Source organism: Microbacterium sp. 3J1 (genome assembly GCF_001049495.1).
Classification (GTDB): domain Bacteria; phylum Actinomycetota; class Actinomycetes; order Actinomycetales; family Microbacteriaceae; genus Microbacterium.
In genome coordinates this window covers 870,286-884,636 of record NZ_CDWI01000011.1, presented here as the reverse complement: position 1 = coordinate 884,636, position 14,351 = coordinate 870,286, and the positions used below count along the sequence as shown (strand labels likewise).

At 68.0% G+C, this 14,351-nt stretch carries 11 protein-coding genes; 5 read left to right on the top strand and 6 right to left on the bottom strand.

Features of this window, described 5'->3' with window-relative positions; all coding sequences use genetic code 11:
• Entirely contained in the window at positions 1-972 is a 972-nt protein-coding gene (locus BN2660_RS13270) for a sugar-binding transcriptional regulator (RefSeq protein ID WP_091232898.1), read from the bottom strand.
• Positions 973-1,074: 102 nt separating this feature from the next.
• On the opposite strand from BN2660_RS13270, the gene BN2660_RS13265 reads away from it, so the two are divergent.
• The 3 genes from BN2660_RS13265 (at position 1,075) to glpK (ending at position 5,172) form a co-directional block, all read left to right on the top strand.
• The gene (locus tag BN2660_RS13265; RefSeq protein WP_091232895.1) at positions 1,075-2,784 is read left to right on the top strand and encodes a glycerol-3-phosphate dehydrogenase/oxidase; all 1,710 of its coding nucleotides are present in this window, start codon (positions 1,075-1,077) and stop codon (positions 2,782-2,784) included.
• Positions 2,785-2,874: 90 nt separating this feature from the next.
• Positions 2,875-3,627: an MIP/aquaporin family protein gene (locus BN2660_RS13260; protein ID WP_091232891.1), complete on the top strand. Its 753-nt coding sequence runs from the start codon at positions 2,875-2,877 to the stop codon at positions 3,625-3,627.
• 30 nt (positions 3,628-3,657) lie between these two features.
• A complete protein-coding gene (glpK, locus tag BN2660_RS13255) occupies positions 3,658-5,172 on the top strand; it encodes a glycerol kinase GlpK (RefSeq protein ID WP_091232887.1) in 1,515 nt (504 codons plus the stop codon).
• Between the two features lie 133 nt (positions 5,173-5,305).
• Here glpK and ffh read toward each other — a convergent pair whose 3' ends face one another.
• Together ffh and BN2660_RS13245 are read right to left on the bottom strand one after the other, a co-directional pair.
• Positions 5,306-6,859: a signal recognition particle protein gene (ffh, locus tag BN2660_RS13250; RefSeq protein ID WP_091232884.1), complete on the bottom strand. Its 1,554-nt coding sequence runs from the start codon at positions 6,857-6,859 to the stop codon at positions 5,306-5,308.
• 36 nt (positions 6,860-6,895) lie between these two features.
• Positions 6,896-7,483: a TetR/AcrR family transcriptional regulator gene (locus BN2660_RS13245; protein WP_091232881.1), complete on the bottom strand. Its 588-nt coding sequence runs from the start codon at positions 7,481-7,483 to the stop codon at positions 6,896-6,898.
• A gap of 95 nt (positions 7,484-7,578) precedes the next feature.
• Between BN2660_RS13245 and lipB the strand changes: the two genes are divergently transcribed.
• Positions 7,579-8,232 (top strand): lipoyl(octanoyl) transferase LipB, encoded by a 654-nt coding sequence (gene lipB, locus BN2660_RS13240; RefSeq protein ID WP_091232877.1) that lies wholly within the window; start codon positions 7,579-7,581, stop codon positions 8,230-8,232.
• Positions 8,229-9,218 carry a lipoyl synthase gene (lipA, locus tag BN2660_RS13235; RefSeq protein ID WP_091232874.1) on the top strand — a complete coding sequence of 330 codons (990 nt, stop codon included), beginning with the start codon at positions 8,229-8,231 and terminating at the stop codon, positions 9,216-9,218. Before lipB ends, lipA begins: the two co-directional genes overlap by 4 nt.
• A gap of 23 nt (positions 9,219-9,241) precedes the next feature.
• Here lipA and BN2660_RS13230 read toward each other — a convergent pair whose 3' ends face one another.
• The 3 genes from BN2660_RS13230 to smc all read right to left on the bottom strand — a co-directional run bounded on the left by BN2660_RS13230 (position 9,242) and on the right by smc (position 14,275).
• Positions 9,242-9,742: a DUF2004 domain-containing protein gene (locus tag BN2660_RS13230; protein ID WP_091232870.1), complete on the bottom strand. Its 501-nt coding sequence runs from the start codon at positions 9,740-9,742 to the stop codon at positions 9,242-9,244.
• A 43-nt stretch (positions 9,743-9,785) separates the two neighbouring features.
• The gene (gene ftsY, locus BN2660_RS13225; RefSeq protein WP_091232867.1) at positions 9,786-10,658 is read right to left on the bottom strand and encodes a signal recognition particle-docking protein FtsY; all 873 of its coding nucleotides are present in this window, start codon (positions 10,656-10,658) and stop codon (positions 9,786-9,788) included.
• Positions 10,659-10,726: 68 nt separating this feature from the next.
• The gene (smc, locus tag BN2660_RS13220) at positions 10,727-14,275 is read right to left on the bottom strand and encodes a chromosome segregation protein SMC (protein WP_091232863.1); all 3,549 of its coding nucleotides are present in this window, start codon (positions 14,273-14,275) and stop codon (positions 10,727-10,729) included.
• Between the last annotated feature and the right edge of the window lie 76 nt (positions 14,276-14,351).

Below are 14,351 nucleotides of genomic sequence, written 5' to 3'. Positions count from 1 at the left end.
TCAGTCCTCGACCAGCTGCCGCGCGAGACCCTCGTCGAGCACGACATCGGTGATCAGGTCCGCGGCGATCGCGGCGCGGAGGCTCGCGAGCTTCGGGATGCCCGAGACCACGCAGACCCTCCGTGGCACGCGTCGGAGCCGGTCGAGACCCGGCCCTGTGGCCCTGGCATTGACCCGGATGTCCTTCCATGAGCCGTCCGCCCGGAAGAAGACGGTGGCCACATCGCCGATCGCGTGGTCCTCGCGCAGGCTCCGGTAGTCGTCCCGGCCCAGATAACCGCCGACGTAGACGCGACTGGGCACCTCGGCCGCCGGGGACCCGAGGCTGAACACGGCGATGTCCATCTTCGACTGGAGGTCGAGGACTCGGCGCGTGCTCCGCTCCCGCCACATCGCCTCACGCGTGGACGGATCGTCGAAGAACGCCGGCACCGGGAACTGCTGCACCTGAGCGCCGAAGGCACTTCCGAAGCGCTGGAGGATGTCGCTCGAGTACTCGACTCCGCTGGTCTGCGTGTTGCCCGCCCCGTTGAGCTGGACGAACGTGGTGTTGTGCGTCTCCTTCTGCGTCAGCCCCCGGCTGACCGCGCTGATGGTGGATCCCCACGCGACGCCGACGATCATGTTCGAGTCCACGAACTGCGACAGGAGACGACCCGCGGTCAGCGCGACACGCTCGAGACGCTCGACCTCGCTGACGATCTCCGGGATGGGCACAACGTGGGCGACGACCCGATGCCGGTCGCGGATCCGTTGCTCCAGCATCCCCAGTCGCTCCAGCGGCGAGTTGATCCGGATGTCGACGAGCCCGCTCTCGCGCGCGAAGCTCAGCAGGCGCGACACCGACGAGCGCGATGTCTTCAGCTCCTGCGCGATGACCTCCATCGTCTTGTCCTGCATGTAGTAGAGCTGTGCGGCGGTGAGCGCGGCGATCAGCTTCGCGTCGTGTGATCCTGCATCCGACTGGGCCATGACGACCTCCTCGCTCTTGATCCTTGCACATATGTGCAACGAGCTTGCGCACGGCGGGCGTGGGGGTCGATGCTGGGGGCAAGCAACAGGGAAGGGTCGAAGATGATCGAGTCGACACACTCATCACCGGAGCGCGCAGAGGTCCGCACGGTCCGTGAATCCGGACGCACGAGCGTTCTCATCATCGGTGCAGGTATCAACGGCATCTCCGCGTTCCGTGACCTCGCCCTGCAGGGCGTCGACGTCCTGCTCGTCGAGCGAGGCGACTTCGCCTCCGGCGCGTCCGCCGCGTCGAGCCACATGATCCACGGCGGGATCCGCTACCTCGAGAACGGCGAGTTCCGACTCGTCCGCGAATCCGTCGAGGAACGGAACGGCCTGCTCAAGATCGCGCCCCACTACGTCAAGCCGCTGCAGACGACGATCCCGATCTACTCGACGTTCTCGGGCATCCTGTCGGCGCCCCTGAGGTTCCTCACGCACAAGAGCGGCAAGCCCCAGGAGCGAGGCGCATTCCTGATCAAGGTCGGGCTCACGATCTACGACACGTTCTCGCGCGACGGCGGTTCGGTGCCGCGGCACCGGTTCCTCGGCAGGAAGCGCTCGCTCGCTGAACTGCCCTCGCTCGACCCGAAGATCAAGTACACCGCCACGTACTACGACGCGTCCATGCACGACCCCGAGCGTCTCGCGCTCGACGTCCTGCAGGACGGACGCGCCGCGCACCCGGGTGCAGTGGCGCTCAACTACGTCGAGGCCATCGCCCGCGACGGCGAGAAAGTCGTCCTGCGCGACCGCGAGAGCGGCACCGAGTTCCCCGTCGCCGCCGACGTGGTCGTCAACGCCTCGGGTCCGTGGACGGATCTGACCAACGACGCTCTCGGCACCGACACCCGCTTCATGGGCGGCACCAAGGGATCGCACATCGTCCTGGACCACCCGGAGCTCCTCGAGGCCACCCGCGGCCGCGAGATCTTCTTCGAGCACTCGGACGGCCGCATCGTGCTGATCTACCCGCTCAAGGGACGCGTCCTCGTAGGAACGACCGACATCGACGCGGATCCCCGCGAGGTGCCCGTGTGCACGGATGAGGAGATCGACTACTTCTTCGAACTCATCCACCACGTCTTCCCGGGCATCGATGTGTCCCGGGAGCAGATCGTCTTCAACTTCTCGGGCATCCGGCCTCTGCCCCGTCATGAGGACACGGCTCCCGGATTCGTCTCGCGTGACTACCGCATCGAGGTGGACGAGAAGGGCGCAGCCCCGCTCGTCAGCCTCGTCGGGGGCAAGTGGACGACCTTCCGCGCTCTCGGGGAATCGCTCTCGGACGTCGTGCTCGGGCTCCTCGGACGCACCCGCACCGTATCGACCGCGGGTCGCGCGATCGGCGGCGGCCGCGACTTCCCGCGCACCGAGAAGGCTCGTCGGATCTGGATCCAGGAGAACCTCCCCGGAGCGGGCGATCGCGCGAACCCGCTGCTGGCCCGGTACGGCACCCGCGCGGCGCAGGTCTGGGAGTACATCGAGCAGGGTCCCGACGCTCCCCTCGCCGGCGGCGACCTCTCGACTCGCGAGCTCGAATGGATCGTCTCCAACGAGATGGTCGCGCGTCTGCAGGACGTCGTCCTGCGTCGCACGAGCATCGCCTTCACGGGCGGCGCGGACGCGAATGTGCTCGAAGAGCTTGCGGATGCACTCGCTCCCCTGCTCCACTGGGACCGCGCACGTCACGACGCCGAACTCGAGCAGACGCGCGCACTGTTGAACGAACGACACGGACTCCAGATCCCGTCCCGCACCCGCGGCTGACGGGGACGACGAGCGCCGCCCTCCTCGCGGCGTATTTCATAGGGTGGCAGGGCAGAGGGGCCCCGCCACATGAGAAAGGTCAATGAAGACATGACTGAAGTGAATCTCGGTCTCTACTTCCTCTCGGAGTTCGTCGGCACCGCGTTGCTGATCCTCCTCGGATGTGGTGTCGTCGCCAACGTCGCCCTCGCGAAGAACAAGGGCTTCGGCGGCGGCTTCCTGATGGTCAACTGGGGATGGGGTCTCGCGGTCTTCGTGGGTGTCCTCGCCTCCGCCTACTCCGGCGCGATCCTCAACCCGGCGGTCGGCATCGGACTCCTGGTCGGGGGGAAGATCGACTTCTCGCAGTTCGCCGTGGCGACCGGCGCAGAGCTCCTCGGAGCTATCGTCGGTGCGATCCTCACCTGGCTGGCGTACAAGCAGCACTTCGACGAGGAGCCGGACCCCGCGAACAAGCTCGGCGTCTTCTCGACCGGCCCGGCCATCCGCTCCTACGGCTGGAACCTCGTCACCGAGGTCATCGGCACGTTCGTCCTCGTCTTCGCGGTGTTCGCGTTCGCCGACTACGGAGTCGCCGACATCGGCGTCCCCGGAGGCCTCGGACCGCTCAGCGCGCTTCCGGTCGCTCTCGTCGTCGTCGGCATCGGCGCGTCCCTCGGTGGACCGACCGGATACGCGATCAACCCTGCCCGTGACCTCGGTCCGCGCATCGCCCACGCGATCCTGCCCATCAAGGGCAAGGGTTCCAGCGACTGGTCCTACTCATGGGTTCCAGTGGTCGGTCCGCTGATCGGTGGCGTCCTCGCCGCCGTCGCCGCGCCCGCTCTGCTCGGCCTCGCCTGACCCGACACCTGACTTCAAAGGAGAAACACCATGGCTGACTACATCCTCGCCATCGATCAGGGAACCACATCCAGCCGCGCGATCATCTTCGACAAGAAGGGCAGCATCATCGCGACGGGCCAGAAGGAGCACGAGCAGATCCTGCCGAAGGCCGGCTGGGTCGAGCACGACGCCTCCGAGATCTGGCGCAATGTCCAGGAGGTCATCGGCCTCGCTCTGAGCCGTGCCGACCTCACCCGTCACGACATCGCCGCGGTCGGGATCACCAACCAACGCGAGACCGCCGTGGTCTGGGACAAGACCACCGGAAAGCCCGTCTACAACGCGATCGTGTGGCAGGACACCCGCACCCAGGAGATCGTCGACCGCCTCGCCGCGGACGGAGGCGTCGAGCGGTTCAAGCCCATCGTGGGTCTGCCGTTGGCGACGTACTTCTCGGGCACGAAGATCGCCTGGATCCTGGAGAACGTCGACGGCGCGCGCGAGAAGGCGGAGGCGGGCGACCTCGTCTTCGGCACCACCGACAGCTGGGTGCTCTGGAACCTCACGGGTGGCACGGACGGCGGCGTGCACGCGACCGACGTCACGAACGCCTCCCGGACGCTCTTCATGGATCTCGAGACGCTCGAGTGGCGCGACGACATCCTCGAGGTGTTCGGCGTGCCGCGCTCGATGATGCCCGAGATCCGCTCCTCGTCGGAGGTGTACGGCGCAGCCGAGAGCTCCTCGCTGCTGCGTGAGACCCCGATCGCCGGCATCCTCGGCGACCAGCAGGCCGCCACGTTCGGACAGGCCGCCTTCCAGACCGGAGAGAGCAAGAACACCTACGGCACGGGCTGCTTCCTCATCTTCAACACGGGCGAGGAGATCGTCCACTCGAAGAACGGGCTGCTCACGACGGTCGGCTACAAGCTCGGCGACCAGCCGACGCACTACGCCCTGGAGGGATCCATCGCGGTCACGGGATCGCTCATCCAGTGGCTCCGCGACCAGCTCGGCATCATCTCCTCGGCCCCGGAGGTCGAGGAGCTGGCGGAGAAGGTCGATGACAACGGCGGCGTCTACATCGTGCCGGCGTTCTCGGGACTGTTCGCTCCGTACTGGCGTGCGGACGCCCGCGGCGCCATCGTCGGCCTCACCCGCTACGCGAACAAGAACCACATCGCTCGCGCAGCGCTCGAAGCAGTGGCGTTCCAGACGCGCGACGTCCTCGATGCGGTGAACGCCGACGCGGGTGTGGATCTGACCGAGCTCAAGGTCGACGGCGGAATGGTCGCCAACGACGCGCTCATGCAGTTCCAGGCGGACGTCCTCGGTGTGCCCGTCGTGCGGCCTGTGGTCGCAGAGACGACGGCGCTCGGCGCCGCGTACGCCGCCGGCCTTGCCGTGGGCTTCTGGAGCGGTCTCGACGACCTCTCCTCCAACTGGCAGGAGGACCGTCGCTGGGAGCCGTCGATGGACGGGGACGAGCGCGACCGCCAGCTGCGTCTGTGGCGCAAGGCCGTCACCAAGTCGATGGACTGGGTCGACGAAGACGTGAAGTGATCTCAGCGCGCTGAGCAGACGGGCCCGGAGGACTTCCCCTCCGGGCCCGTCTCGCGTCTCAGCGGGGCCCTCTCATCGCTCGACGCCGTCGAGGGCTGCGACGCGCGGCTGGCGGGCGAAGGGCAGGGGCGGTTCAGCCCTTGCCGAACAGCTTCTGGATCTCCGCGAGGTCGGCTTCGCTCGGCGCTGCGGACCCGCCGAGACCGAACCCCGAACCGGTCGGGTTCGCCGCAGGAGCGAGGCCGGCGTTCTCGGCCGCCCGCTTGGCGGGATTGCCCGAACGCGAACCGCCCGACGACTTGCCCTTCTTGCCGCGCTTCGACGACGCACCGGGCTTGCCGAGTCCTGGCATGGCGCCCATTCCCGGGATGTTCGGAGTACCGCCGCGTGCGACGGTCTTCATCATCTTGGCCGCCTGGTCGAAGCGCTGCACGAGCTGGTTCACGTCTGTGACGGTCATACCCGATCCCCGGGCGATGCGCAGACGACGTGAGCCGTTCAGCACCTTCGGGTTGCGCCGCTCTCCCGGGGTCATCGAGCGGATGATCGCCTCTGTGCGGTCGATCTCGCGCTCATCGAAGTCCTCGAGCTGCTGCTTCATCTGGCCCATGCCGGGCAGCATGCCCAGCATCTTCTTCATCGAGCCCATCTTCTTCATCTGCTGAAGCTGATCGAGGAAGTCCTCGAGAGTGAACTGCTCGGTGGCCAGCTTCTCGGCCATCTTCATGGCTTCTTCCTCGTCGAAGGCCTGCTGGGCCTGCTCGATGAGGGTGAGGATGTCGCCGAGGTCGAGGATGCGGCTCGCCATGCGGTCGGGGTGGAACGGCTCGAGATCCTCGAGGCGCTCGCCCGTCGAGGCGAAGATGATGGGGCGACCGGTCACGGAGGCCACCGAGAGCGCAGCACCGCCGCGCGCATCGCCGTCGAGCTTCGAGAGCACGACGCCGGTGAAGTCGACGCCCTCCTGGAACGCCTTCGCCGTGTTCACGGCATCCTGGCCGATCATCGCGTCGATGACGAAGAGGACCTCGTCAGGATCGACTGCCTTGCGGATGTCGGCGGCCTGCTTCATGAGCTCGGCATCCACGCCGAGACGACCGGCGGTGTCGATGATGACCACGTCGTGCTGCTGCCGGCGGGCGTGCTCGACGCCGTCTCGCGAGACCTTCACGGGGTCGCCGACACCGTTGCCCGGCTCCGGCGCGTAGATCGTGGCGCCCGCCTGCTCGGCGACGACCTGGAGCTGATTGACGGCGTTGGGACGCTGGAGATCGGCGGCGACCAGCAGCGGCGTGTGTCCCTCGCCTTCCAGCTGCTTCGCGAGCTTGCCTGCGAACGTGGTCTTTCCCGAGCCCTGGAGGCCTGCGAGCATGATGACCGTCGGAGCGGTCTTGGCGAACCGCAGGCGCCGTTGCTCTCCGCCGAGGATCGCGACCAGCTCCTCGTTGACGATCTGCACGACCTGCTGGGCCGGGTTCAGCGCCTTGTTGACCTCGTCGCCGAGCGCCCGCTCGCGCACCTTCGCGGTGAACTCCTTGACGACGGACAGGGCGACATCGGCGTCGAGGAGCGCCCGGCGGATTTCGCGGACCGTCCCGTCGACGTCCGCCGCGGTGAGCTTTCCCTTCGTGCGAAGGTTGCGGAAGGTCTCGGTGAGCCGATCGGAGAGCGTGCCAAAGGTAGCCATGGTGCTACCGATTCTATCCGAGCAGGACCGTGGTGCTCAGCCCCGCCACGGAAGATCGTGGATCATGCCGAGCGCGTCGCTCAGCACGGCATCCGGCGTCTCCCTGCCCGCACCCTGTTCGGCCCAGACGCGAAGGGTGGAGAGCACTGCCGCCGCGTGCGCGGACCCCAGGATGTCCGCTCTGATCGCGTCCACGCCCGAAGCCGTCGCCGACGCGGCCACCGCGGACGCGAGCCTGACGTGTCGGAGTCCGGTGTCCCTGACCATCTCATCCTGCAGCCCCATCGCCCCGGCGTTGCGCAGAGCGAGCGCGAGTGGATCCGGATCGAAGCCCTCGACGATGCGCAGGAGGATGTCGCGTATGTCGCTGCCCTGCGCATCGGCCCCGAGCGCGGCGAGCGACTCGATCGCCTGCCCTATCCGCTCGTCGAGGCCCGACCACAGCACGTCGCTCTTCGACGTGAAGTAGTTGAAGAAGCTCGACCGGCTGACTCCCGCGCGGCGGGTGATGTCGGCGACCGACGTGGCGTCGTATCCCTGCTCGAGGAAGAGCTCGCACGCCGCCTCGGCGAGGGTCTCGCGGGAGGAGGCCTTCGGGCGCCCCGCCCGGTTCGTGCTGCTCATGCCCCCACGGTACCGCGCGGCGCCGTTCCGGCGCGGGCGCTCGCAGGAGGAGTATTGTTGGACCCAATCCATCTATCAGCGAAGGCGGTACGGAGATGCTCGACATCCTCACCCCCGGTCTCGCGCCGGACTTTGTCCCGTACACGGTCGGCTGGGATCTGCAGCGTCGCATCCATGCCGACATCGTCGACGGCACGCGTCCCGACACCCTCATCCTTCTGGAGCACGAGGCCGTCTACACAGCGGGCAAGCGCACCGAGAGCCATGAGCGCCCGCAGGACGGCACCCCCGTGATCGACGTCGATCGCGGCGGCAAGATCACCTGGCATGGCCCGGGGCAGCTCGTCGGGTACCCCATCGTGAGGCTCCCGGAGCCCATGGACGTGGTCGCGCACGTCCGGCGTCTCGAACGGATCCTCATCGACGTCCTGCGTCCTTTCGGAGTCGACGGATACCGGGTCGAGGGCCGCAGCGGCGTCTGGGTCCGCCGACCGCTCTCCGAGGACAAGATCGCTGCGATCGGGGTCCGCGTGCAGCAGGGAGTCACGATGCACGGCTTCGCCGTCAACTGCGACAACGGCCTGGCCGGATTCCGCGGCATCATCCCGTGCGGAATCACCGATGCCGGTGTCACGACGGTCAGCGAGGTGGTCGGGGCGGACGTCTCCCCCGCCGACATCCACGACGCCGTGTCCGACGCCTTCCTCTCCGACTATTCCGACGCCGACCACGCAGGAGCACTCGCATGACCGCTGCACCCGAGGGCCGAAAGCTCCTCCGCCTCGAGATCCGCAACGCCGAGACGCCGATCGAACGGAAACCGGAGTGGATCCGGACGAAGGCGAAGATGGGTCCGGAGTACACCGCGCTCCAGACACTCGTGAAGAGCGAGGACCTGCATACGGTCTGCCAAGAGGCAGGCTGCCCCAACATCTTCGAATGCTGGGAGGACAAAGAGGCGACGTTCCTGATCGGCGGCTCGCAGTGCACGCGCCGCTGCGATTTCTGCCAGATCGACACGGGGAAGCCCGACGCATACGACACGGATGAGCCGCGCCGCGTCGCCGAGAGCGTCCAGCGGATGGGGCTGCGGTACGCCACCGTGACGAGTGTCGCGAGAGACGACCTGCCCGACACCGGAGCCTGGCTCAACGCCGAGACGGTGCGCAGGATCCACGATCTCAACCCGAACACGGGAGTGGAGCTGCTCGCGAACGAGCACAACGCGGATCCTCAGTTCCTGGGGCAGATCTTCGACGCTCGTCCGGAGGTCTTCGCGCACAACGTGGAGACCGTGCCCCGCATCTTCAAGCGCATCCGTCCTGCCTTCCGCTACGAGCGGTCCCTGGATGTCATCACGCAGGCCCACGACGCGGGTCTCATCACCAAGTCGAATCTCATCCTCGGCATGGGAGAGGAACCGGAGGAGGTGGTGCAGGCACTCGAGGATCTGCACGGCGCCGGGTGCGACATCATCACGATCACCCAGTACCTGCGTCCGTCACCGAGGCATCTTCCCGTGGCGCGCTGGGTGAAGCCGGCGGAGTTCGTCGAGTTCAAGGAGGAGGCAGAGCGGATCGGCTTCCTCGGCGTCCTCGCTGGACCTCTCGTGCGCTCGTCGTACCGCGCCGGACGGCTGTGGGCGCAGTCGATGGTGTCGAAGGGGCGCGAGATCCCCTCTCACCTGGCGCACATCGCCGACAGCGCCGACCTCGGATTCGCGCAGGCGGTCTGACCGCTGCGCGCGAGAGGAGCGGCTCAGTCCGCGCTCATGACGGATTGGACGCTGCCGTCCGACCCGAGGTTCACGAGGAGGACGTCATCGGTCGTGTCCGCGTCGAGCGCGTACTCGAGCACGGCGAAAGGCTCCGATCCTCCGTGCTCGTCGGCGAGGATCGTCATGCTCATGAGCCGCAGCGATCGGATGATGTCGACCGCCGCGTCGCCGCTCACGTCCACCAGGACCTCTTCGAGCTCGTCGCCGTACGCCTCCTGCTGTTGCAGGATGTACTCGGTCACCTCGCTCGTGCGATCGTCGACTTCCGACAGCATGCCCCGACGCGCAGTGGCATCGACGCTCTCGAGGCCCGCGATGAGGGATGCGGCGATGTCCAGCGCGTCTGCGGAGACGTCGTCCTGGTCGGGCGCGGTGAGATCGACCGTGACGCTCTGGTCACCCAGCTCCACGGTCTCCGACCAGAAGATCGAGCCGTCGGGTCCTGAGGACAGGAGTCCGAAGTAGTCGTGTTCGATCGCCATAACGCTATGAAACCAGCCTCCTGCTCGCGGCGGTAGCCCCGTCTCAGCCGACCAGCGACTGGACGAAGACGTGGGGGGTGAAACCGGTCAGGTCGTCGATGCCCTCACCCTGTCCGAGGAGCTTGACGGGGATTCCGGTGCGTTCCTGCACTGCGAGCACGAAACCGCCCTTCGCCGACCCGTCGAGCTTCGTGAGCACCAGTCCCGTCACACCGGCGTGCTGCAGGAAGGCCTCGGCCTGCATGACGCCGTTCTGCCCCGTCGTGGCGTCGAGCACGAGCAGGACCTCGCTGATCGGCGCCTGCTTCTCGATGACGCGGCGGATCTTGGAGAGCTCATCCATCAGGCCGCCCTTGGTGTGCAGGCGCCCCGCGGTGTCGATGATGGCGATCTCGATGCCCTCGCGCTGGGCGTACTCGATGGTCTGGTAGGCGACGGATGCCGGATCCTGACCCTCCTGCTGCGGACGCACGATCGCCGCTCCGCCGCGTTGGGCCCAGGTCGCGAGTTGGTCGACTGCGGCTGCGCGGAACGTGTCCGCCGCGCCCACGACGACGCTGCGCTGATACCCGCGCAGGAACTTCGTGAACTTGCCGATCGTGGTGGTCTTGCCCACTCCGTTGACGCCGACGACGAGAACGACCGCCGGCCGCTCCGTGAGCTTCAGCGTGGTGTCGAACTTGGCGAAGTGCTCCTCGAGGGTCTCCCGCAGCATGCGGTGCAGATCCTTCGGGTCGGTCGTGCGGAAGCGCTCGACCTTGGCGCGGAGCTCCTCGACGACGCGCTCGCTGATGTCCGGACCGAAGTCGGCGGTGATGAGCGCCGTCTCCAGATCCTCCCAGGTGGTCTCGTCGATGGTGGGCTTGACGAACATCCCGCGCAGCGCACGGGTGAGGGACCAGGACTTCTCCGCCATGACTCCAGCCTAGGGCCAGCATCCTCGAGGACCGGTGATCGTGACCTACGCTCTGAGCACAACTCGGCTCAGCCGGCGGCCGCCGCGGCACGATCGCCGACGCGCTGCCCGACCACCGCAGAGACGCCGTCCTGGCGCATCGAGACGCCGTACAGAGCGTCCGCGATCTCCATCGTGCGCTTCTGATGCGTGATCACGAGCAGTTGCGAACTCTCGCGCAACTGCTCGAACACGGTCAGGAGGCGGCCGAGGTTGGCATCGTCGAGCGCTGCCTCGACCTCGTCGAGGATGTAGAACGGGCTCGGCCGCGCCTTGAAGATCGCGACCAGCAGCGCGACGGCCGCCAGCGAGCGCTCCCCTCCGGAGAGCAGCGACAGTCGTTCGATCTTCTTGCCGACGGGCCGCACCGAGACCTCGATGCCCGTGGTGAGCATGTTGTCCGGGTCGGTGAGCGAGATGCTCCCGGACCCGCCGGGGAACAGGAGCGGGAAGACCTCGCCGAAGGCCTCCTTGGTGTCTTCGAAGGCGCTGGCGAAGATCGTCTGCATGCGTTCGTCGAGGTCGGCGATGATCGTCAGGAGATCCTGGCGTGTCTGCGTGAGGTCCGTCAGCTGCTCGGTGAGAAAGGCATGACGCTGCTCGAGCGCGGCGAACTCCTCGAGCGCGAGCGGGTTCACACGACCCAGTTGCGCCAGCTTGCGCTCGGCGTCCGTGAGCCGGCGCTGCTGGATGCGCCGATCGAACGGGATGGCGGTGTCGTCCACCAGCTCGTCGTCGGGCGCCTCGGACAGCGGATCGCGCGGAACGAGCTGGTCAGGTCCATATTCCGCAACGAGAATATCTTCATCGAGTGCGAGCTCTGACGCCACGCGCTCGAGCAGGCTGTGCAGATGGAGCTTCTTCTCGTGGATCTGGAGCTCGAGCCCGTGGACGCTCTCGGTGAGACCCGCGAGCCTCTCGCGCAGCGACGTCTCCTGCGCACGCAGAGCGGTGAGCTCCTCGTTCTGCGCAGATCGCGCGGCCTCCGCCTCGGCGAGAGCCATCCGTGCCTCCGTGACGGAGCGATCGAGGGAGTCGAGGATGCGCGGGAGCTCCTCGGCCACCCCGGCCGCCGCCTCGCGCTGAGCTCGCCTGATGACCGCACGTCGCGCGGCTTCGGCGGCGGCGTCCCGCTCCTGCTCCCGCTGCCGCTCGAGAGCAGCGACCCGTGCCTGGGCGGCACGGACGCGCTCGCGGAGGGTCTCGATCTCGAGGCGAGCGCGCACCTCGCCCTCCCGGGCGAGCTCGAGCGACTCCAGCAGTCCGTCGCGCGCGGAGGCGTCGAGGACGGGTCGCGGGGCGGACACCGCCGCGTCCAAGGCTGCCTTCGCGGACTCCGCCTTCGCCTCGGCATCCTCCACCGCCGCCTGCGCCTGCGCGAGCCCGGTCTCGAGTCGTTGGCACTCCGCCACGGCCGATTCGTGGGTCACGGTGATGCGGTTGACCTGCTCCGCATGAGTGGCGAGGGCGGCATCGTGCTCGCGCAGCGCTCGCAAGGCGTCCTTCGCCTGCCGCCTCGTCGTCTCCACGGCCTCGTTCGCGTCCTCCCGCGCCTCGCGCAGCGAGTCCACGATCACCTGGACCTCGGCGAGTCGCTCGGTGGCCGCATCGCGCTCCGCCGCGAGCTCGAGGCGCGAGCGCTCACCCCCGGATCCGGTCCGCAGCGTCTGCGCCGTGACGACGTCGCCGGCACCGGTGACGATCGTCGTGGTCGTGTCGCCGGCGGCGTCGAGTGCTCCTCGAGCAGCCCGGGCCTCGTCGAGACCGTCGGCGATGAGGACGTGCGACAGGATGCCCATCACGCCGTCCGGCGCTGTGACGGTCTCGGTCGCGGGTGTGACACCGGGAAGGACGGGAAGCTCGACACTCGGACGCCGCGCGTCGGCGACGACGAAGTCGACGACGCCCCTGCGATGGTCTGCTGCCTCCTTCGCCAGCGCGAACGCGTCGGACGCCGCGTCGACGAGGACTCCCTCGGCGAGCGGACCGAGGACGGCGGCGATGGCGGCCTCGAAACCGGCCCTGACCTGCACCGCATCGCCGACGAGCCCGCGGATGCCGTGGCCTCCGGTCCTGACGATCTCCGCCGCTCCCCCGGAGACTGCGAGCGCGCTGCTGAGCGCGGCCGCCTTGGCGGTCAGCGCATCGACCTCACGCTCCGCCGCATGCAGTCGCTCGCGCAGCGTCTCGCGCTCGGCTTCGGCGGCCGTCGCGGCCCGCTGAGCGCTGTCGTATGCGGCGGAGTGCTCGGCGGCCGTCCCTTCGGGGGCCTCCGCCTCGTCGATTCTCTCCAGCGCCTCCGCCGCTTCGCGACGGCGTGCGTTCGCCGCCTCGAGGGCGTTCTCCTGTCGGAGCACCGCGCCGCGGACGGCGGCCAGGGCGGATGCTGCGGCTTCGGCGGTTCCGCGCAGCGAGGACACGCGCATGTCGTATTCCGAGACGAGGGCGCTCTGCTCCGCGATGTCGACATCGAGGGTGTCGAGCTCCGCGCGTGCGTGGACGACCTCGCGGCTCGCGACCGTCGCGGCATCCTGTGCATCTCCGAGACCGGCGGAGATCTCGGTGATCTCGTCCTTCGCCTCGTCGATCGTGCTCTGGGTGACGGTCACCGCGGTGACCGCAGCATCGTCCTCCTCGGAGCCGAGCAGAGCGAGGCGCTGGTTGGCGAGCGTATAGAGCCCCCGCATGCGCTCCTGCGCCTGCTCGAGGCCGAACGCGACACCGCGCGCCTGGTCCACGGCGACGGAGTTCTGATCCTGTTCGAGGCGCGCGATGGCGGAACGAACCACCTCGGCCTGGTCCGACAGCACCAGCCGCTCCGTGTGCCGCTCCTGCTCCGTGCGCGTGTGGTCGGCAAGCGCCGTCCGCAGGGCCACGACGTCGTCGGCGAAGATGCGCGCCTTGGCATCGCGGACCACCGCAGCGATCGTCTGAGCCTCGCGCGCGATCTCCGCCTGCCTGCCGAGCGGCTTGAGCTGACGTCGGATCTCCCCGGCCAGATCGCTCAGGCGGGTGAGGTTCGTCTCCATCGCATCGAGCTTGCGGAGGGTCTTCTCCTTACGACGCCGATGCTTGAGGATGCCGGCCGCCTCCTCGACGAACCCACGTCGATCCTCCGGCGAGGCCTGGAGAACCGTGTCCAGACGCCCCTGCCCGACGATGACGTGCATCTCCCGCCCGAGCCCCGAGTCGCTGAGGAGCTCCTGCAGGTCGAGCAGGCGGCAGTTCTCGCCGTTGATGGCGTATTCGCTCGAACCGTTGCGGAACAGCGTCCTGCTGATCGTCACCTCGGCGTACTCGATCGGCAGGGCGCCGTCGCTGTTGTCGATGGTGAGCTGGACCTCGGCGCGCCCCAGGGGTCCGCGTGTCGACGTGCCGGCGAAGATGACATCCTCCATCTTGCCGCCGCGCAGCGTCTTCGCCCCCTGCTCCCCCATGACCCACGCGAGCGCGTCGACGACGTTCGACTTGCCGGAGCCGTTCGGCCCGACGATGCATGTCACACCCGGCTCGAAGACGAAACTGGTGGGCTGCGCGAAGGACTTGAACCCCTTGAGGGTCAGGCTCTTCAGATGCATGCGCGCGCCGCGCTTCCGGGGTGAATCACGCCCATACGCTACCGGAATCCCGCGTCAGGACCGGCATCCCGCGCGG